Origin of the sequence: Paenibacillus sp. FSL R10-2748 (assembly GCF_038005565.1) — a bacterium.
In the GTDB taxonomy this organism is placed as follows: Bacteria; Bacillota; Bacilli; order Paenibacillales; family Paenibacillaceae; genus Paenibacillus; species Paenibacillus polymyxa_B.
Genome location: NZ_JBBOTK010000003.1, coordinates 312,463 through 333,564, shown reverse-complemented (window position 1 = coordinate 333,564; position 21,102 = coordinate 312,463). Strand labels below are relative to the sequence as shown.

The following is a 21,102-nucleotide window of genomic DNA, read 5'->3' as shown; positions in this document are numbered from 1 at the left end:
TTGGAAGGCGGAACAGGAATGAAGAGCAACGTAACGATGCGGGATATTGCAGATAAGCTGGGAGTAAGCAGCGTGACCGTGTCGAAGGCGCTCAATGACAAGGATGGGGTTAGCGAGGAGCTAAAAGAGCGTATTAAGACGCTCGCAGGAGAAATGGGTTATCGTTTCAATACCGTTGCCAAGTCCATGAAGGAGGGCCTCACCTATAACATTGGTGTTGTCATCCCTGAACGTTTTACCGGCCCTGGCCAATCGTTTTATCTGCACATCTACCAGCAAATTTCACGGGCACTGGAGCCATACGGCTACTACGGCATCCTTCACATCCTCCATCGCGAAGACGAAGAACAGCTTAATCTGCCACGTATCTATTACGACCGCAAGGTGGACGGCTTCATTCTCCTGGGCCAAGTGAGCAAGCCATATATTGAGCTTGTACAAACCATGGACCTCCCCAAAATGTTTCTCGATTTTTATGATGAGCATGCCGATATCGACTCCGTGGTGACGGATAATTTTTACGGAGCCTACGAGCTGACCAACTATTTGATCGCCCAGGGACACCGGGATATTGCATATGTGGGTAATATCTATTCCACCAGTAGTATTCAGGATCGTTTCCTCGGCTACTATAAATCCTTGCTGGAGCACAGGTTGCCCCTCCGTAACGAGTGGGTGCTCAGTGACCGGGACGACGAAGGTACTTATGTTGAAATGGAGCTTCCTCAGCCGCTACCAACTGCCTTTGTATGTAACTGCGATCAGGTCGCTCACAATCTGGTGCATAAGCTCATTGGTCTGGGATACCGCGTACCTGAAGACTGCTCTGTGGTCGGCTTTGACAACGATGTATACGCCACTCTTATTGTTCCGCAACTGACCACGGTCGGAGTAGACATCGAGCAGATGGCACGTACCGCGATTGATTCGATGATGAAAAAAATAAGCCATCCCGGTAGCCGCTTTGGTCGAGTCCTGGTGCAGGGACATATTGTATATCGTGATTCCGTGCAGCCCATCCAGAGACCATGATCAATGCATACCTTACTTGGGGACAGGTCACCCCTACTCTAATTCCCACAACCAAAAGCCGCTCAGCATGTCGCTGGAGCGGCTTTTGACGTTCATAAATTCTGCAGTGTGATCATCGTACTCACATTCAATTGTAGATTTTGCAAAATCCTGGATTAGGAGCGCTGGGCGACAAAGGAATTGCCCGCCCGATTGAGAATCGGCAGCATCCGCATTTCTTGCCCCATCGAGGCTTGGCAAAGTGGACAAGCAGGCTCGTTCAAAAAGGTGAAATCCGTTCGCATCCAACCGTTGCAACCCTCGTTTGTACACGACCAAATAGCCGTATTTTCCTCTGGAATGATTTCCGGGGCCTGGCGTCTGTACATCTATATCCCCCCTCGGTTTTTATAGGGTAATATCCCCTGTCGGCTTACTGTTAATTTCCACCTGTCCGGGTATTAATATGCTCTAACGTCCAAAAAATATGCGCAATTTACCAAAATGTTTATTTACGGATAGCCTTGGTCCAGAAGCCGCCATGAAATTGCTTCGGCTCTACCGTAATGACAAAAGCCTTAGGATCCAGCTCCAGAATGGACTGATACAGCTTATTCTGGTTTTTCCGTTTAGCCAAAATTTCCATCACCAGGCGCTCTCCATCACGTCCACTGCCCAGCCAGGCTGTAACACCGTATCCTTTGTCCCGTAGCGCATTGGCAATTCCTCCATTGATCTCATTGCTGATCACCTTAACGGTGACATAACCAAGCGCTATTTTTTCCTCAATCCATGCTCCAATAAGAATGCCCAATGCATAGCCAATGGCGTATACTGCAAGACTTGCCACTTGATCCAGGTACTTAAGCACAACATTCAAGCCCAACACATAGACCGTAACTTCCACGGTGCTAATGAGCGCAGCAATGTACTTCTGTCCTTTCAACGTCAGAATCATGCGTAGTGTATACGCCGATACGTAAATAATTTGAATAACGAGAATAAACAATAAAATTTTGAGCATGCGCTCACTCCCCACTTCACGTTCTGATTTAACCTGTATCCAACATTATACCCCCGTCTGTGATATACAGCCTCTGGTTTCGTATTACCCTCACTCGGGTAATGACTAACTACAGCATGCTGAATGAAAGTTCGATCACATAAGGAGGGCTACAACATGAAGGATAACGGAATTAGCGATAAAATCAAAGGTAATGTGAACAAAGCCAAAGGTGAAATCAAGGACCAAATCGGGAACGCTACCGATAATAAGTCCCTTCAAGCCGAAGGTAAACTGGATAAGGCCAAAGGCCATCTTCAGGAAACAGCAGGCAAACTGAAGGACGGCAAATAATCCTGAATGGATAACCTCGACGCACTATTTTACCAACAAGTCACGCTGTCTTGTGCAGCGGGCTTGTTTTGTGTTGTTCGGATACTTTTGGAAAAACTTTTGCGCAAACAGGGCAACTTTTACGGTTGCTGTTGCGTCTAACCAATATAAGCACGACCCATAATGACTCTCCAACCTGTTGGATTTTGTAGGCATTAATGTTACTCTAGTCTATGAACCAGGCTATAATTCTTAAATAAAGGGGTAGACCAACGAATGAAATCACTGAAATCTATCAAAAAACCTGTCATCATCACTGCCGTATCCGCCTTGGCCATATCCGGGGCTCTTTTCAGCCAATCCACATATGCCGCACAAGTGACTAAGCCGATCCAAGCAGTATATAACAATATCAAAATCATCTACAACGGAACCGAGGTTCCTTATGATGCCAAAACAGAACCGTTCCTGCTGGATGGCGTAACGTATATCCCACTGAAGCTGGCAGGTACAGCTTTGGATAAAAAGGTAACATGGGATGGTACAAACAAACGCGTAGTCATTGCCGACAACGGCGTTCCGATTGATCAGTCTACAGTTACGGCGTTGAACAACCAGATTACGACGCTGACTCAAGAGCTCAACACAGCGAAAGCAGCGAACACGACGAAGGACGCTACCATTGCTCAATTGCAAAAAGACAACCAGACGCTAAAAGATGACGCGAGCAAAAGCAGCTCTAGCACCTTGAAAGATCTTCAAAAGCAACTGAACAAGGATTACAGCGATTCCTACAACACCAACTCGGATATTACGCTGGATGGTAACAAAAGCGATATTACAGTAACCATTGAAATGACAAAATCCAGATGGGATGATCTATCCGATAGCAGAAGGGAAAGCTACCTGGAGGACATCGTGGATGATATTTTGAAAGAGTACAAAGATGCCGATATTGAAGGCACAGTGAAAAATTCCAGTAATAGAGATAAATTAGCAACCTTTACAACCAACAGCAAAGGTGATGTGACAATTAAGAAATTAGCCTCTACTCTGGATACAAGTACGATCCAACGTAATTTGTCCGATAGATATGGCACCTATAGCGGAGTCGGCTTTGATTTCACCGTAAGAGGTGATAGCAGTGAAGCCACCGTTGATGTCTATGTAAATTCGGATGACTGGAATAAACTTTCCAACAATCAAAAAAATAACCTGACAGACGGCGTTATTAATTATCTTAAAGACAGAGAGTCTGTATCCAAAGTCGTGGGATACGTACGCAATAAAGGAAACAGCAGCCAAATTATTACCTTCTAAGATTAATCTTTCAAAAAAAGCGACAAAGGCTACAAAGCCTTTGTCGCTTTTTTTTGATGTACAAGCAACATACATTTCACTACTTAATTAATCTGCCAACAGAAGTAATATATTTTATATAATCATTATCAGCGTCAATTGTATCAATATTCATTGTATAAACCAAATGACCGTGGCTGGTTATTTTCACTTTGTGAAATGAACCGGGTTTAGAATAAGGATCTACAGTATAGGTCCCTTTGCTATATACAATCATAGGATTAAAGTCAATTTGCTTGAAGGCGGGCGATAAGTCACTCTTATACGTAGCATGAATATTCAATACACCTTGCCTTTGATCCCAGTCAAAGGAAATAAGATCAAATGCATTCGCATCAATGACTTGGGCCAAGTCTTGTCCCTTAAACCTCATAAGAACTGGACTTTCCGTAAAGCTATCATGCCTTAGCTTCAATAAGCCACGCTTGGAATCCCACTCCATCTTCGCATCTGTATCTTTCAACAAAATGGATACCGGTAAAAACATTGCATTACTTAGCATGATAGGGACTGTGTCCATTGTCATGGGTTCGCCGTTAACCGATATATCGGGTGATCCAATCGTTGCCGTTACATTACGGTCTAACAGATCAACAGAAGCGGTTTTGTTCGCTGCATTATAAGTTACTTTACCGCCCAGTATATCCTCAGCCACTTGGAGCGGTATAAGCAGCCTTCCCTTCTTATCCACAAAGGGGGATGCAGGGTAGGTGTATAAAACGTAATGATCATTGACCTTCAAGTGTATCGGGGTATGAGCTTGAGCTGATGTCGAATTGGAGTGTGCAGTAACAAAACTTAGTACAATCATAAGGCAGACCAACAGTCTGATTTTCATAATGCTCTCCTTTGTTAGCGTTTAGGCTAAAACAAAAATTTGTTCAAGTAACAGTTCTTACGACTTATTTTTCATAACTAGCTTATCCTCACAAAAACATAACGTCAACCATAATTTATAATTTTTACCTAAAAAAATCATGCCATCCACTTGGCTCATTCTAAAATAATGAGGATTCATCTTACAAGTATACCTCGGTGTTGGATGCCGAGACCCTCCTTATAGCCATATAATTCATAAATACATTAATAATATTTATAAATAGAAAGGTATTTAGCAATGAAAGCAGAATATATCACTGTATTCCAATTTAGAAAGGGGCAAATGTGTATGATGAGAAGTTTTGTTAAACGTAAAGTCAGGAAAAGTATTGCAATAACACTAACATTATTATTAGCAATCGCAAGCGCACCATTAGGTGCAATAGACGCGGCGGCAACGGTGCCAGACCAAAACAATAAGCAGGATGCGCCAACCTTCTCTAATGTATCGGTTCATGACCCTTCCATTGTCAAAGAGGGTGACACTTATTATGTATTTGGGTCACATATCTCTGCGGCGAAGTCAAAAGATCTTACAAACTGGACTTCTTTTGCAAACGGTTACACCACGCCTGGGAACACACTTTACGGGGATTTATCGAAGAATCTGGCCGGATCTTTCGCTTGGGCGGGTGAGAATGATGCGGATAGTAAGGGAGGATTCTCGGTATGGGCGCCCGATGTATTTTGGAATGAGCATTATGTCAATGAGGATGGGACAAAAGGGGCATATATGATTTATTATAGTGTATCTTCCACCTACATTCGTTCCGCGATCGGCATTGCAGTTGCACCCAAAATCGAGGGTCCATATCAATATGTGGATACCATTATACACACTGGTTTTACGAAGGATACTGCTTTCGATAAAGATAGCAAGGTAGATAAAAAATGGACAAATACGCCGATTCAACAACTTATTAAGGAAGGCAAGCTTGAGGGGCCCAGACCGGGATGGTTTAATACCGATGGTTCTTATGCGAATCGGATGTTCCCAAATGCAATCGATGCAAGCGTTTTTTACGATGCAAACGGTCGCTTGTGGATGACGTATGGATCATGGTCCGGGGGAATATTTTTACTGGAGCTGGATAAAGCAACTGGCAAACCCATGTACCCAGGTAAAGATGGAACTACAGAAGACGGTCGGCTCATTGATCGTTATTTTGGCACCAAGATCGCAGGTGGATACGGTGAGTCAGGGGAAGGTCCGTATATTGAATACAACCAGGAGACGGGTTATTACTATTTGTATGTAACCTACGGTGGCCTTGCAGCGGACGGAGGGTATAACATGAGGTTATTCCGTTCCAAGAGTCCGACAGGACCTTATAAAGATGCCAAAGGACAGAATGCTGTTTTGCCAGCAAACACCAAAAATATAACTTATGGCAACAAGTTAATAGGTAATTTCTTGTTCGATAGTAAAATAGGTGACCCCGGTACAGGCACTGGCTACGGCTATGTTTCCCCTGGACACAATTCTGTATACACCGATCCTGCTACTGGACAAATGTTTGTCGTCTTTCATACCCGATTCCCTCATCAGGGGGAGACACATGAGCTGCGTGTACACCAAATGTTCATGAATCAGGAGGACTGGCCCGTCGTAGCTCCTTATCGTTACGGTGGCGAGACGCTTACAAAGCTAGATGAGAAACAATTCATTGGCGATTATCAATATATTAATCATGGCAGTGATTCTTCGGCTACGATCAAGAATACGCAATTCATTCAGCTTAAAGCAGATCATACCATTGAAGGCGATGTGCAAGGAACATGGCGCAAGTCGGGGGATTCGAATATCCAATTAACACTGGATGGTGCTGTATTGGATGGGGTGTTCTTAAGACAATGGGATCAGGTTACGAATCAATACATCCTGGCGTTTACAGTTTTATCGAATAAAGGTGAGATGGCTTGGGGCAGCAAGCTCCCTGATATGACCGATACGACAGTAGTGGACAGTGTGTATCGTGAATTAGATCTTGGCGATACAAGTCGGGTGACGGCTAGCCTGAATCTTCCGAAGGAAGGCAGTCGGCAATCCCGGATTACCTGGAAAACTTCAGACCAAAGCGTCATTACGGATACAGGTGAAATCAAGCGTCCAGGAATCGGAGAAAAGGCTGCATCTGCCACTTTGACAGCTACCATTACCAAGGGAGAACGTAGTCGGGACAAAATTTTTAACATCACGGTATCCCCTTATGAGAAGGCAACATTGACTGCGTCATACACGTTTGAAAATAATCTGGAGGATCAGCAAGATGCTTTTGCTAATGGCGAAGTTATCGGTGACCGAATCGATCGCCAGGGAGGGAGTGTGTCCTACGCTGAAGGCGTAAGAGGCCAAGCTGTAGTCCTTGATGGAAAGTCGGGCATTGCTCTGCCTGAAGGACTCATATCCAGCTCAGCATATTCCGTGTCACTGTGGGTAAAACCAAGCGAATTGACTGTTCATACACCAACTTTCTTTGGAGCTATGGATAGTAATCACTGGATTAGCCTTTTGCCCAGAGGACCTGAGAAGGATAACACAATGGTCTGGTCCGGCAGCTCACCTTGGTATACTGGCAGTACCGGCCTAAAGATCAAAACAAATGAATGGACACATCTCGCCTTCACTGTAGATCGTGGAATGTTAGCCTTGTATGTGAATGGAAAGATTCAATTTACCGGCTCAGGATTTCCAGATGTCTTTACCTCTAAATCTGGAACATTCAGCTTAGGTGTCAACTGGTGGGACCCTGCGTTCAAAGGATCTATTGATGAGCTGAATATATTTGAAGGTGAGCTCCCTCCTGCACAGGTGGCAGAGTTAGCGAAGATGAAAGTGAATTAAGACTAATGAATCGTGAGTATCGCTAGTGTCGAAAAGAAAAGCTACAAAAAAGAGAGCGCTGAATAGCGCTCTCTTCCAATGAACCATATAAAATGTAAGAAATATTAATAGGCCAATGCAAAAAGTCCTTTGATGTGGGACAAGTAACGGATGTTACTGCCTTCCTTCATCAAAGTGGCTACAGCGCCTTTCAGTTGGGTGCCATTCGCGCCTACAGTACCAATCGCGTCTGTTCTGCCCAAGCTGCCCAGTGTACCGGAGAATACTGGTGTAAAGCGTTCCATTTTCGCTCCGTTGAAATAAGCGAAGATGTTGTAACCAACTAATTCGCCCATTTGCCAAGCCAACTGTGCAGTTGGTGGGTATGGACGCTCGCCTTCACTCGGGAACACCACTGCACTGTCGCCAGCGAGGAAAATGTCTTCGTGAGAAGTCGATTGCAGCGCACCATTCACAGTTGCGCGACCACGGTTTACTTCGATACCAGATGCGCCAACCAGTGCATTACCTTGTACGCCGCCTGTCCAGATCAGTGTGTTCGTTTTGATCGAACGTCCGTCTTTCAAGAGAACTTCGTCAGCTTTCATTTCTGTAATCGGAACACCCGCTACGATTTGAACGCCACGTTTTTCAAGGCTTGTTACTGCACGATCAACCAGTGGTTGAGGGAAGCCTGCCAAAATAGATGGTCCAGCTTCTACGCAATACAAGTTGATATCTTCGTAGTTAATACCTTTTTCGCGACAAATTGCAGGCAATTTGTCAGCATATTCGCCCACCAGCTCAACGCCAGTCAGACCGCCACCACCGATAACGATTGTAGCGTCCGCTTGGTTACCGGATTGCTTGTAAGCATCCAGACGAGCTTCCACATGTGCGCGAATGCGATTGGCTTCTGCCACTGATTTCAGCGTGAAGCTATGCTCTTGCAGTCCTGGAATACCGAAGTAAGCCGTTTCACTGCCCAGGGAAATAACGAGAGCGTCATAGCTCAACGTAGCGCCACTGGCCAAGGTTACTTTTTTATCGTCAGGCTTGATTTCGGAAACAGTATCCACTTTCAGGATAATTTCCTTGTTACGCAGCAGTTTTTCCAAAGGAAGCGCAACAGCTTTTTCAGCAATTGTACCTGCCGCCAAACGGTGCAGTTCCGTAATAATTTGGTGCGACGCAAAGCGGTTAACCACTGTAATGGTTGCTTGGCTAGCGTCCATATGCTGGCGTGCTGTAAGAGCGGCCAGCAATCCGCCGTATCCGCCGCCCAAGATCAAAATTTGCTTCGACATGTCCATCCTCCGTTCTTGATCAGGTAATTATTTGCTTTCGCGTTGGCGCTCATTCAGAATATCCAGGAAAGCCTGGCTGAAACGCAGCGTTTTTTGTACATTCGGATCTTTAAGCATTTTGAGCAGGCCAAACAGACCTACACTGCCGTCCGTAGTTTGTACACGGTCATTTGCTTCAATTGCAGCAGAAGCCAATCCTTTAGCCGAATCTGTAACAGGCTTCACAAACTCTCCCATGGAGCTTTTCATATCTCCGATAAAGACAGGGTCAGTCGCCAGACTGCGAGCTACATCATAAGCATCGGTCATCAAAGTAACCATCTCAGTCAACTTGGGCAGATTTTCTACCAGCACGGTCAGCGATTGCTGAACCTCCGGTTTCATCAATTGGTCCAATACATCCCGAGACTCTTTGGTAGCTTCTTGTGTTACTGCCACCTCTTGTTGGTTTTCAGACATGCGTGAACGTCCTCCTTTACTGTGAAAATAGAAGTCCATTCCTTTCTCGTAACCTGTATCCATAAACTCTAGCAATAAAACGTGCATTGAATTCACGCCCTTAAACATGCAAGAAGCACAGCTAAAACCGGCCTATACCCTAAAGGGCAAGACTGATTTATCGCAGATGCCAATTGTATATTGCTCAGACGGTATTCTGTTGTTACTGCTGCGGAATATCCCACGAAGCGCTCCTTCGTGACTACAACAGGCCGAAACGGAACCCTATACCTCTATATTACACCTTTCACAACACAATCGTCGAAGAAATTTTAAATTTGCACAAATTTCTGCAAAATTTTTATTGTTATTTTAGATAAAAATTAGAATAAGCTCGATTTTTGTCCAAGTTTCCCTTAAAAAAAGGGTCATTTTATGCTAGAGGAGGGTAATAGAGAGCGTACGTTTCAGTTCGATAATATGAAAATAACACAAAATATATTCATACGGAGGTTTAAATCGATGGCTAAAACATTTGGAGATATGGTTCAAGAGGCGAGACAGCACGTTCAAGGCATTGATTCACAGGAGGCACGTCAGCGAATGGAGGCAAATCCTGATACATTCGTTATCGATGTACAGGACTCCCATGATGCAGGCGCTTGCGGTCTGATTCGCGGAAGCGCCAATATTTCATTGGGCATGCTGCCCATCCGCGCTGACTTGGAGGTTCCACAGGATTTGCGTGACGAACGTCTACGTGACCGCAACCGTCCGATTATCACCACTTGTGGGGCAGGCGGACAAGCTGCATTGGCAGCTTATACACTCCAGCAGATGGGCTTTACCAATGTAGCTTTTATCGAAGGCGGAACAACAGCCTGGAAGGAATCCGGCTTTGAAGTAGAACTGTACTAAGGGACCTACGCTCCAAGAATCGCCCTACGTACGTAGGGTGTCTTCAGAAGTATCAGGATTATCAGGTGCTTCGAAATCATCAGGAGACGGCTGCGGCACACCAGATTCAATGAACTCATCTACATCGCGGGCAGCCTTAACTTGATTGCATTCATTGCAAGCACATACACAATTGACCGGCGTCGTGTGCCCCCCTTTTGCCCGAGGCAGTAAATGATCAATCGTGTCACCGTAGTCTCCGCAAAAAAAGCAAGTATAGCGGTCACGCTTAAGCACATATTGACGAAATTCCTTGTTGCTATACAGTCTGCGCACGGTGTATGGATTAACAATCACCGCCATACGCTCTCTGACCAGGGTCATGGCCAGATCAAGCTCAATCTCTTGATGCCAGCGTCTCCCCTGGTCGGTTTTGCCTCTTAGCCGAATCATGCCATTGCGATTGAGCCGCAATGCCCGGGTATCCGCAGGCTTCAGCCTGCTAAGCAGATGCCGAACCCGTTGCCGGTGGCGCTCACGCGCTTTATCCGTGACCAGCTTCCTGCGGGGGCGTTGTGCCTCCATAGGTAGTGGCGCCTCCAGGCTGTGCGCAGCCGTATTTGCTTCAAGGCTATGCTGCGTCACGGGAGCAGCCGCGGGGTTCGTTTCCTCGCCGGAAGGAGCGGACGTAGCCGCACGTTCTTGCGGGGCCGGGGCCAACCCTCGGCAGGAACGGCAAGGACCACGCCGTGAATAAGGACCAGCCCGGCGACCCGTTCTGCGCTGAAAGTCCGTTAAAGGTTTCATTTCCTGACAATACGTACATTTTTTAATCAGCGGTTTGCTCGCTTCATCCTTGTTCTGCTGCGGTTCTGTCACGTCCACCCCTCCTTTCCTCTGTTGCTTGTGCTTTACGGTTTTCACCAAAACCCGAACTATTGTTAAGTTAGATTCATTTTACCGTTTTCACGTTCCCTTTTCTAGCTACCGAGTCGTTGGGAACACTTAGGTATAACAAATTTTAATGATTTAGCATACGTTATACAGCGATCCTTGTTCTTCATTCAGCATCATATTGACCGTCTGACGTTTAGCCCCCCTCACTTGGTGGGTAACTTGTTATATATGAAGGAGGGACGCACATGAAAAGGAACCATACGATGATGCAATTTTTCGAGTGGAATGTCGAAGCTGACGGTTCTCACTGGAAGAAGCTTACCCGCCTGGCACCGGAACTGAAGGCCAAAGGAATTGACGCGATATGGATTCCACCTGTCACCAAAGGCCAATCGCCCGAGGATACGGGATACGGCGTCTATGACCTTTATGATCTGGGCGAATTTGACCAAAAAGGTGCGGTGCGCACCAAATACGGAACCAGGGAAGACCTGCTGGAGGCTGTTGCCGCCTGCGTTCGCCACGGTGTGGCCGTCTATGTCGATCTGGTTATGAACCATAAGGCTGGCGCGGATGAAACCGAAGTGTTCAAGGTCGTCGAGGTCAATCCGGATAACCGCAATGAGGTCATTTCCGAGCCCTTTGATATCGAGGGCTGGACTAAATTTACGTTCCCCGGCCGTCAAGGTCAGTATTCCACATTTCAATGGAACTTTGAACATTTTAACGGAACCGATTACGATGCAAGCCAGGACCGGACAGGAATCTATCGTATTTTAGGTAAAAATAAAAGCTGGAGCGAAAATGTAGATGATGAATTCGGCAATTATGATTATTTAATGTTCGCCAATATTGATTATAATCATCAGGATGTGCGCAAAGAGATGATCCGCTGGGGCAAATGGCTGGTAGATACTCTGCAATGCAACGGATTCCGTCTGGATGCAATCAAGCATATTAATCATGAATTTGTACGAGAGTTTGCTACAGAAATGATTAAAAAACGCGGACAGGATTTTTATATGGTAGGCGAGTTTTGGAAACCGGATCTGGAATCGTGTCAAAAGTTCCTGGATACCATTGATTATAAAATCGACCTATTTGACGTATCCCTCCACTACAAACTACATAGCGCTTCCTTGGGTGGCAAGGATTTCGATTTAAGCACCATTTTCGAGGATACGCTTGTTCATACCCATCCCCTGAACTCGGTTACTTTTGTCGATAATCATGATTCCCAGCCGCATGAAGCGCTTGAATCCTGGGTGGAGGACTGGTTCAAGCCCAGCGCCTATGCACTTATCTTGCTGCGCAAGGACGGTTATCCCTGCGTATTCTATGGCGATTACTACGGCATCCAGGGACAAACGCCCGTCAAAGGCAAGCAGGCTGAGCTAGACCCGCTTCTATATGCCCGATACCATAAAGCTTATGGTGAGCAAAAAGATTATTTCGATGATCCCCATACGATTGGATGGGTTCGTCAAGGCGTGCCTGAGCTGGAAGGCTCCGGATGTGCTGTGGTGATCACCAACGCAAATGACGGAGAAAAGCGCATGTTCGTAGGCAAACAACATGCAGCGGAAGAATGGATAGATTTGACCGGGCGTCACGATCATACCGTAAAGATTGAGCAGGATGGCTACGGCATATTTCCCGTTCGTGCCGGCAGTGTATCGGTGTGGGCACTTCCCGCAGAGGAAGACAGCCAGGAAACAGAAGAAGAAGCGAACGCTTAATCTATACCCAACACAAAGAGGACAGGATGCGAGGAAGCGCCCTGTCCTCTTTGTGTATGGAAAGTCACTCCGTTACCTTGCTTTGGTTGGCCACAGCCTGCTTCTTAGCCTCTACATGACTCGGATCACCGAGATAAAAGCGCCGTATGGGATCTATATGCTCATCCAGCTCGTACACCAGGGGAATGCCTGTGGGAATATTCAAATCCAGCAATGCGGTTTCGTCCAGATTCTCCATATACTTGATTAAGGCCCGCAAAGTGTTACCATGTGCAGAAATGATAACTCGATCCTTTTTGAGAATCAAAGGTACAATCCGCTGCTTCCAAAACTCACCGACCCGATGCACTGTGTCCTCCAGACTTTCCCCAAGCGGCAGCTCTTCTGGCTTAATATTGCGATAACGCTCTTCCCGATGCGGACTCCGCTCGTCCTTCTCATCCAGCATGGGTGGCCGCACTGTTAGGCTACGCCGCCAGATATGAACCTGCTCCTCGCCGTATTGCACGGCGGAATCCAGCTTGCTAAGCCCTTGAAGAGCACCGTAATGGCGTTCATTCAGCTTCCATGACTTCTGCACAGGTATCCACAGATGATCCAGCTCATCCAAGATGTGATACAGCGTGCGGATAGATCGTTTTAGCACAGAGGCAAATGCCAAATCAAACGTATATCCAGCCTCCTTGAGAATACGTCCCGCCTCAATGGCCTCATGAGTCCCTTGTTCAGTCAGGTCCACGTCCGTCCAGCCCGTAAACAGGTTTTGTCGGTTATACACGCTTTCTCCATGCCTAACCAGCACCACTTGATACATACACTCACTCCTCTCCTGTCTGTCTTTATGTTTTACCCAACTTCTATGTATTTAACGTAAAATGCAATTTTTAAACCGTCTATTTAATACAAAAAAGGACGGCATTCAGCCATCCTTTTCTTCTCACCCTGCACTTAGTCCCTCTTACTGAACTTGGCCAACAGATCCAAAATCCGTACATACAGCCATACTAGAGTCACCAGCAATGCAAAAGCACCATACCATTCCATATATTTGGGTGCACCTTGATCTGCTTGCTCTTCAATAAAATTGAAATCAACCAGCAGATTCAAAGCCGCAATGATCACGATAAATAAACTAATACCAATACCCAGCCAACCCGTTTCATGGATATACGGAACATTCATACCGAAAAAGTTCAAAATAAAATCAACTAGCGTCACCAGAAAAATCGCCATCGTACACAGGACAACGAATGAGATAAAGCCGCGTGTCACCTTGATGATTCGCTGTGTGTACATAAAGAGCATTAAGAACAAAATACCCACGGTCAGCAAAATGGCATTGGCTACAATTCCAGGGTACTCATACTCCATAAAGGCTGAAACGCCACCCAAAGCAAAACCACTCAGAATCGCATATACAGGAGAGAGTAACGGAGCGGTTTTTGGAAAAAAGGATATCGCAAGTGCTACGCCTGCCATACCAATAAAGCCTGCCGTCAGCAAGGATAGCACCTCTACGGTTCCCTCGTAGGTCATGTACCAGGTAATGCTGCCAGAGACGATGAGCAGAACCAGCAGAAGCAACGTTTTGTTCACCGTTCCTCCGATGGTCATGCGTTGTTCGCTAACTTCTCTTTCATCTTCGCGCAAAAAGATGTCATCACGTAAAACCGGATTGCTAAAGCTCATACAGGGTACTCCTTTTCGATGTTGTTGTTTGCTATGCTATATGTATATATCGGCACAATATGAAAAAAGTTTCAGAAAATTTCAAACAAAAAAAACTCTAACCTTGCCATACGGCAAAGCTAGAGTTAGAGGGTCAGGTCGTTACAGGTTAAAAATCAGCCGTAGCAATTTGGATGGTGCCTGTCACAGCTCCAGCTGGAGTAGCTTGGAGAGCAGCTACCAGCAACAAAGCCACTTCTAACGTCAGACTATTGGCTGCCGGGATAACATACGTGATCACGGGAGCATTGACACGTGTAACAACCAGATCCACCGGATTGGCACCCGTGTTATTCACGGTAATTGTAGCATTATTACCGCCTTTCAAATTTTCAAAAAAGGATTTACCCACACCCGCAGCGAGATTGTAGATTTGCGAAGGTAAAAGGATCGCCATAGAATTCACCTCCCTTGCGTTTGATAGTGTATTCTATGCTTCCAATCTATGAGCGTAACGTTAAGTGACTCAGTAATAAGACACAATTTAAAAGACTGATAGATTAACATACCCTAAGCTATGCCAAAAAGGAGTTGCCCTCTCAGATCCCTTTCAGAATCTGCGGACAACTCCTTTTTTAAATAATGGAAGTCTCAAACGGTATACAAGCGGCTAGTAGGATTATATGTTGCCTTTGCTCCCTTATTGCACGTGAATGCTCAATTCCTGCGGACCGAAACGGGAAGGCGCAGAAACCTTCACACGAATTTGTCCAGCCTCCCCCTTCGTACGAATCCAGAATGCAATGCGTCCACCAATTAGGGATAAGCTTGAAGGACCGATCAATTCACCCACCCCTTCGACCTCCACCGAAACTGGATCTGCATAGAACGGCAAGACGTTGCCGTATTCGTCCAGCGCATCCACTACTACTCGGGTTACGTCCCAATCGCCAACTTCCAGCACCATATCATCTGCAGCTACCCGCAGCTCTGTCGGCACCGGATTACGTGAATAGTATTTGCGGGTCACTTCTTGCCCATCTACGTATCCAATGAATACAGCGTCTTCCCACTTCATGCCCCAGTGGCCTGTCAGCTCGTCGATCACGACAGGGGGATGAGGAAGCGCCGGGTACTTCTCTCGGTTCGGACGATAAACACCTTTGCGCTCATGACCGTAGATGAACTCCACCTCATCACAATTGGTGAACACAACCAGCGGCACGATGCCTCCAATATTCCGCTCACCACGCGACCAGTAAGTGACCGGCTCCATAACGATTTCCTGTTCGACGTTCTTCTGGCTCCGGTACACACTCGCTGCAAATTTAGGCAGGCGGAACATATCCATGACACCGTGGTAGCAGATTTTATCACCGGAACCAAAATCAGCATGCGTGTTATAGTCAAAAGCACACCAACCAATCGCCCCGGCAATGCCCTCATCGGCATAGGAAGCATTTTGGACCCGCGTATGGCGCAGTGCATGCTCCATTACCCGTTCCTCCTGGTCAAAACGCTTGGTCGGGTACATATGCCCGTTATATTCCGTTACCAGATAAGGGACCGGATGATCCAGCTTTGTAACGAGAGACGGCTGGCGCAAGCCTGTCGTTTCGCCATCTACGCCTTCTGTATCGTCATACGTATCAAAATTGCGGATTTCCTTAGCCAAATATTTTTTGTGCCCACCATCATGAACAAAATCATTTATCGTATATACATCTTCCAATAGCTCACTGCCTACAATATAACGCACACCACCCGTAGCACGGGTCGGATCTAGCTTTCGTGCTAGCTCATTGGTACGCGTGTACAGATCATGGTCATCCTGCGACTCATTAATTCGTACCCCCCAGATTACAATGGAGGGATGATTACGATCACGGATAATCATGTCCTCTACGTCCCTCACCGCCTGCTCCTTCCACGCTTCACCGCCAATGTGCTGCCAACCCGGAATCTCTTCGAAAACGAGCAATCCGATCTCATCACAACGGTCTAGAAAATGACGGGACTGAGGGTAGTGGGATGTCCGTACCATATTCAGCCCCAGCTCCTCCTTGAGCACATCTGCATCACGACGCTGCGCTCTTTTAGGCATAGCATAGCCAACGTACGGATAGGACTGGTGACGGTTCAAGCCAAGCAGCTTGATCTTCCGCCCATTCAAGTAAAAACCGTCCGGCTGAAATTCGGCCTCGCGGAAGCCAAAGCGCACGGTCACCTGATCCAACTCTTCTCCGCTTCGTAGCAGCGTCAGCTTCGCTTCATATAGCTTGGGATCATCTATATCCCAAAGTTGCAGGCCGCCCAGCTCTTTCAGCTCCAGCGTTACTTCCGCCGCCGTCACCGCTTCCAGCCCGGTCTCCGCCTTCACGCTCGCTCCGTCCAGCAATTGCAGCGCGACCGTCAAGTCGTCCTGCTGATCGCTGATGCCCTCCAGCTCCACGACCACGCGCACCGCCTTATTTGCCGCAAGCGGCTCCGGTGTTTGGACGAATACCGTTCCGAGATGTACAGGCTCCACTATTCGCAGCTGTACTTCGCGGTAAATACCGCCATAGGTCAGATAGTCAATGACTGCCCCAAAGGGAGGGATGTCGTCCCGTTCCGTGGAATCGACAATGACCGTGAGCACATTGGGGCCGCCATATTCGGCAAGTTCGGTTAATTCAACGCTGAACGGTGTATATCCACCTTTATGCTCCCCCGCTTTTACCCCGTTTAGAAATACCTGGGCATAGGTCATGACTCCTTCAAAATCAACATACACTCGCTTACCTTTGGCATCTGCCGGAATGTTCAACTCTCTTTTATACGTAGAAATAAACTGAAATGCCTTGTCGTCAAAATAATTATACGGAAGCTCTACATTGGTGTGCGGCAGCTGAATTGGCTCATACCGACTTGCATCAATGCCTGCGCTTACTTCTCTCTCGACATATTCAGGAAGATAAAACCATTGGTCATTCAACGGCAAAATGGTACGCATGGGCAGTCACCTCAACCTTTTATTTTTCACTCTTATACCATAGTAAAATATTTGAGTAAAAATAACGAGTAAAACTTAGTAAAATAAATATATGTTCAATGTAAGCATTTACAAGGCAATTGTCAATCCATTTTTGTATCTTTTTATATCAAAAAAACAACCCCGGTAAGCCGGGGCTGTCCAAATCAATAACGTCGATTTTATTGGGTATCGGTATGTAGCGGCGCACTGCTGTTGCGAATCATTAGCTCGGTCGGAATGATGACCTTGCGCCCCACCTCGTTTGCACCGTTGCGTACCGTATGCAGCAAGAGTTGAACGCCCGTCTCTCCCATCAGTTCGGTATGCGTTTTGACCGTTGACAGAGATGGGGTCAAATATTCCGCTGTCGGAATATCATTGAAGCCAACAATTGAGATACGTTCCGGCACCGCAAGGTGATGCTGCTCCAGCGCCTTCAACACCCCAATAGCCACCGAATCGCTCGCGACAAAGAAGGCTGTAGGCAGGCTTTCTGTTCCTGCCAGAATAGCCGCTTCCATCGCACGGAAGCCGTCTGCCGCCGTTCCGCCGCACACATGAATATCATCCGACGTGCACAGCCTGTGCTGTTCCTGATACCGCAAAAACGTCTCATAGCGGGCATCTAACTCGACTCGTTCGGAATCATGGGACTGCTCATCCTTGCCCATACCTACATATCCGATGTGACGATGGCCTGCGCCCATCAAATAATCCAGTGCATCAGCCGCAGCGTGAGCAAGGTCAATGACCACATAGTCTGCCCCTGTTCGCTCTACCGGATGATCCAGAAAGACGCAAGGAATGGGCAGTTCCAGCATACGTTCTACCTCTTCGCTGCTAAAATGCCCCAGCACGATCAGCCCATGTAGCCCTTCGGATGACGCCTTCAGCGCAGTCAGGTCCTCTCTTCTGAAAATACGCTCCAGCTGCGCCCCGCTTTGGCGGCACTCTTTTTCCACGCCAAACCGGATAGACAGATAATAAGGGTCTTCCAGTTCCTCGTACGCGCTAAACCAGTGCACCATGCCCAACCGGATGGGTCCCTCTGCCTTCTTGCGGGGCTGACGACCAATACCGCCATTTTTACGTTTAACCGTCGTATATTTCATGCGCTCGGCAACCTCAAAAATTTTACGCCGCGTTTCCTCAGAAACAGACAGTGTTTCATCATAATTCAGCACTCGGGAGACCGTGGATATCGAAACCTCTGCCTCCTGGGCGATATCTTTTAACGTAGGCATTGCAGACTCCTTTAATGGTTTTACTCTATTTTTACTTTTATTTTACTATTATCTTACTCGTCTCCCCTGTGCAACACAACCCGTCATTCCGAAAAGGGTCAACCATTTTTTTCATATTATAAGCCTAATCATGATAAAATACGTACCATAATAGAAATGACACCAAGGAGGATACACACTTTGAAACAGGAACTGATTGACCGCCTGACTACATATGTTCAGGTAGATACCCAATCTGATGAAAGCAGCCACACTTGCCCCACTACACCCGGACAGCTCACATTGGGCAACCTTTTGGTGGGCGAATTGAAAGCCATTGGTATGACAGACGTAACCATTGATGATCATGGTTATGTGATGGCAACCCTTCCTTCCAATACGGATAAAGAGGTTCCCGTCATCGGTTTTCTCGCTCACCTCGATACGGCTACCGAGCTGACTGGCGCAGGGGTAAAGCCGCAATTGACGGAAAACTATGATGGGGGCGATATCACGCTGAATGCTTCGCTTGGTGTGGTTCTTTCTCCACGTGAGTTTCCCGAACTGACTCAATATAAAGGCCACACCCTGATCACAACAGATGGTACCACCCTGCTCGGTGCAGACAACAAAGCCGGGATCGCAGAAATCATGACAGCTATCCACTACCTGATTGACCATCCAGAAATTCAACATGGCAAAATTCGCGTTGCTTTTACACCGGACGAAGAGATTGGAAGAGGACCGGAACGCTTTGATGTAGCCGCTTTTGGCGCTGAATATGCCTATACGGTAGACGGCGGACCGCTCGGAGAACTGGAGTATGAGAGCTTTAACGCCGCAGCCGCCCATATTACCATTCACGGTGTGAATGTGCATCCCGGTACGGCTAAAAACAAAATGATCCACGCTGCCAAAATCGCTATGGAGCTGCATAGTCGGTTACCTGCAAACGAAGCCCCGGAATATACAGACGGATATGATGGCTTCTATCATCTCTTGGAGTCTACAGGTACGGCAGAACAAGCTAAACTGTACTATATTATCCGTGATTTTGACCGCGAGAGCTTTGAAAACCGGAAAGCTTATTTAACAAATGTAGTCAAAGAGCTGCAGGCCGCATATGGAGAAAACCGTATTGCACTGGAGCTGAGAGATCAGTATTACAACATGAAAGAGAAAATAGAGCCAGTCAAGCATATCGTCGATGTCGCTTATGAAGCAATGACGAAGCTGAATATCGAACCTATTATCAAGCCGATTCGTGGCGGTACAGACGGTTCACAGCTATCCTACATGGGACTGCCTACACCGAATATTTTTACAGGTGGGGAGAACTACCACGGTAAGTTTGAATATGTGTCGGTGGACAACATGGTACTTGCTACCAAGGTTATTGTGGAAATCGCACAACTGTTCGAGCAACGCGGCAAGTGAACTACCTATACACAGCACTGACACGTTAAGATTAAATAGAAGGCATATCGTTCCCTAATGGAAACGGTATGCCTTTTTTTCTGAAGCTTTCATTTCCCTTTAAATTTTCAATATCTTTATAACTTTTATCCGTCTTTAGACCGACAACTATATACGAGACTATAAAAAATATATCTAGTAAAGAAAGGTAGGTTATCTATTTGAATACAATAGATGCATTAATTGCAGCCATTCCCTACATACAACAGATTATGCGTGAGAAAGTGACCCTTGCTCTCTTCGACCGCACTCATGTCCTTATGTATACCCAATCGGAGGGTATGGATCTCGGCTTTGAAACAGGCTCGGAGCTGCTCGAGGACTATAAAGATTTTGCCATGCTTAAAAATGGACGTGAGGCCAGCCTGACCCACATTCCTGCTGAAATTCTAGGGTTTCCTCTTGATATGATCAGTATCCCTGTATTTGACGAGAAAGGTGAAGTCATCGCAGCATTTGCGGCCTCTTATAATTTGACTAACAAAAATCAACTGGATCAAATCGTATCCGAGAATCGCTCCATCACCGAGCAGCTCATTGATATGGTACAGCATGTAGCGGCTCATTCCGAGGAGCTTCAGGCAACCAGTGAACAGATTTTGAAAAACACTCAAATCGCCGTACAAAACTCGGGTAAAATCAATCAGGTAGCTGTGTTCATCAAGGAAATTTCCGATCAGACCAACCTGCTTGGATTGAATGCAGCGATCGAAGCCGCACGTGTAGGAGAAGCAGGAGCAGGCTTTGGTATCGTCGCTCAAGAGGTGCGCAAGCTATCCGTAGAATCCAAAAAGGCGACGGTCGATATTGAAGGAGCCCTTAAGGATGTACAAAACTCCATTCGTCAAATGGAGCAGGAAATTGAGCAAATTGTTTCTTCTTCTCAGGAGCAGGCGACTCTGGTAGGCTCCTTCACTGAAGTGATGGAGCGTATGCAAAAGGCGAGTGAAACGATGCAACATCTGGCCAATGACCTGACTTCGTATGCCATAAAATAAATCTTGGGATAAAAAAGGGGAGCACACTGATCGC

At 46.6% G+C, this 21,102-nt stretch carries 19 protein-coding genes; 8 read left to right on the top strand and 11 right to left on the bottom strand.

The genetic code is table 11. The annotated features are described in order from the left end of the window. Positions 1-18 precede the first annotated feature (18 nt). Positions 19-1,032 (top strand): substrate-binding domain-containing protein, encoded by a 1,014-nt coding sequence (locus NSS66_RS11430; protein WP_023990888.1) that lies wholly within the window; start codon positions 19-21, stop codon positions 1,030-1,032. Positions 1,033-1,187: 155 nt separating this feature from the next. On the opposite strand, the gene NSS66_RS11425 is transcribed toward NSS66_RS11430, so the two are convergent. Both NSS66_RS11425 and NSS66_RS11420 read right to left on the bottom strand, forming a co-directional pair. After that, on the bottom strand, positions 1,188-1,400 hold the full coding sequence (locus tag NSS66_RS11425; RefSeq protein WP_023990889.1) for a cold-shock protein: 213 nt from the start codon (positions 1,398-1,400) through the stop codon (positions 1,188-1,190). 119 nt (positions 1,401-1,519) lie between these two features. Further along, positions 1,520-2,035, bottom strand: coding sequence for a DUF2179 domain-containing protein (locus tag NSS66_RS11420; protein ID WP_023990890.1), 516 nt, complete (start codon positions 2,033-2,035; stop codon positions 1,520-1,522). A gap of 156 nt (positions 2,036-2,191) precedes the next feature. Between NSS66_RS11420 and NSS66_RS11415 the strand changes: the two genes are divergently transcribed. Together NSS66_RS11415 and NSS66_RS11410 are read left to right on the top strand one after the other, a co-directional pair. Beyond that, positions 2,192-2,368, top strand: coding sequence for a CsbD family protein (locus NSS66_RS11415; protein WP_068939077.1), 177 nt, complete (start codon positions 2,192-2,194; stop codon positions 2,366-2,368). 255 nt (positions 2,369-2,623) lie between these two features. After that, a complete protein-coding gene (locus NSS66_RS11410) occupies positions 2,624-3,667 on the top strand; it encodes a stalk domain-containing protein (protein WP_076295221.1) in 1,044 nt (347 codons plus the stop codon). A gap of 79 nt (positions 3,668-3,746) precedes the next feature. Here the strand turns inward: NSS66_RS11410 and NSS66_RS11405 are convergent, their stop codons facing one another. Then, on the bottom strand, positions 3,747-4,544 hold the full coding sequence (locus NSS66_RS11405) for a copper amine oxidase N-terminal domain-containing protein (RefSeq protein WP_340958957.1): 798 nt from the start codon (positions 4,542-4,544) through the stop codon (positions 3,747-3,749). A gap of 330 nt (positions 4,545-4,874) precedes the next feature. Here NSS66_RS11405 and NSS66_RS11400 point away from each other — a divergent pair, with 330 nt between their 5' ends. After that, positions 4,875-7,430, top strand: a complete 2,556-nt coding sequence (locus NSS66_RS11400) for a LamG-like jellyroll fold domain-containing protein (protein ID WP_076156585.1) — start codon at positions 4,875-4,877, stop codon at positions 7,428-7,430. A gap of 104 nt (positions 7,431-7,534) precedes the next feature. On the opposite strand, the gene NSS66_RS11395 is transcribed toward NSS66_RS11400, so the two are convergent. Beyond that, entirely contained in the window at positions 7,535-8,716 is a 1,182-nt protein-coding gene (locus tag NSS66_RS11395) for an NAD(P)/FAD-dependent oxidoreductase (RefSeq protein ID WP_023990895.1), read from the bottom strand. 27 nt (positions 8,717-8,743) lie between these two features. After that, complete coding sequence (locus NSS66_RS11390) at positions 8,744-9,175, bottom strand: DUF1641 domain-containing protein (protein ID WP_013312528.1); 432 nt, start codon at positions 9,173-9,175, stop codon at positions 8,744-8,746. A gap of 501 nt (positions 9,176-9,676) precedes the next feature. On the opposite strand from NSS66_RS11390, the gene NSS66_RS11385 reads away from it, so the two are divergent. Then, positions 9,677-10,072 carry a rhodanese-like domain-containing protein gene (locus NSS66_RS11385; RefSeq protein ID WP_023990896.1) on the top strand — a complete coding sequence of 132 codons (396 nt, stop codon included), beginning with the start codon at positions 9,677-9,679 and terminating at the stop codon, positions 10,070-10,072. A gap of 24 nt (positions 10,073-10,096) precedes the next feature. Here the strand turns inward: NSS66_RS11385 and NSS66_RS11380 are convergent, their stop codons facing one another. Beyond that, entirely contained in the window at positions 10,097-10,930 is an 834-nt protein-coding gene (locus NSS66_RS11380) for an HNH endonuclease (protein ID WP_076156590.1), read from the bottom strand. A gap of 263 nt (positions 10,931-11,193) precedes the next feature. Between NSS66_RS11380 and NSS66_RS11375 the strand changes: the two genes are divergently transcribed. Further along, positions 11,194-12,687 carry an alpha-amylase gene (locus NSS66_RS11375; RefSeq protein ID WP_023990898.1) on the top strand — a complete coding sequence of 498 codons (1,494 nt, stop codon included), beginning with the start codon at positions 11,194-11,196 and terminating at the stop codon, positions 12,685-12,687. A gap of 64 nt (positions 12,688-12,751) precedes the next feature. Here NSS66_RS11375 and gpmA read toward each other — a convergent pair whose 3' ends face one another. From gpmA to NSS66_RS11350, 5 genes are all read right to left on the bottom strand, one after another. Beyond that, the gene (gene gpmA, locus NSS66_RS11370) at positions 12,752-13,501 is read right to left on the bottom strand and encodes a 2,3-diphosphoglycerate-dependent phosphoglycerate mutase (RefSeq protein WP_025721385.1); all 750 of its coding nucleotides are present in this window, start codon (positions 13,499-13,501) and stop codon (positions 12,752-12,754) included. 134 nt (positions 13,502-13,635) lie between these two features. Next, positions 13,636-14,376: a Bax inhibitor-1/YccA family protein gene (locus NSS66_RS11365; protein WP_071558073.1), complete on the bottom strand. Its 741-nt coding sequence runs from the start codon at positions 14,374-14,376 to the stop codon at positions 13,636-13,638. A 148-nt stretch (positions 14,377-14,524) separates the two neighbouring features. Continuing rightward, entirely contained in the window at positions 14,525-14,812 is a 288-nt protein-coding gene (locus NSS66_RS11360) for a hypothetical protein (protein WP_023990901.1), read from the bottom strand. A 243-nt stretch (positions 14,813-15,055) separates the two neighbouring features. Then, positions 15,056-17,350 (bottom strand): glycoside hydrolase family 2 protein, encoded by a 2,295-nt coding sequence (locus NSS66_RS11355; protein WP_340958954.1) that lies wholly within the window; start codon positions 17,348-17,350, stop codon positions 15,056-15,058. Positions 17,351-17,550: 200 nt separating this feature from the next. Then, entirely contained in the window at positions 17,551-18,615 is a 1,065-nt protein-coding gene (locus tag NSS66_RS11350; protein WP_025721381.1) for a LacI family DNA-binding transcriptional regulator, read from the bottom strand. A gap of 180 nt (positions 18,616-18,795) precedes the next feature. On the opposite strand from NSS66_RS11350, the gene pepT reads away from it, so the two are divergent. Further along, positions 18,796-20,031, top strand: a complete 1,236-nt coding sequence (gene pepT / locus NSS66_RS11345; RefSeq protein WP_023990904.1) for a peptidase T — start codon at positions 18,796-18,798, stop codon at positions 20,029-20,031. Between the two features lie 200 nt (positions 20,032-20,231). Then, complete coding sequence (locus NSS66_RS11340) at positions 20,232-21,068, top strand: methyl-accepting chemotaxis protein (protein ID WP_023990905.1); 837 nt, start codon at positions 20,232-20,234, stop codon at positions 21,066-21,068. Positions 21,069-21,102: the final 34 nt, after the last annotated feature.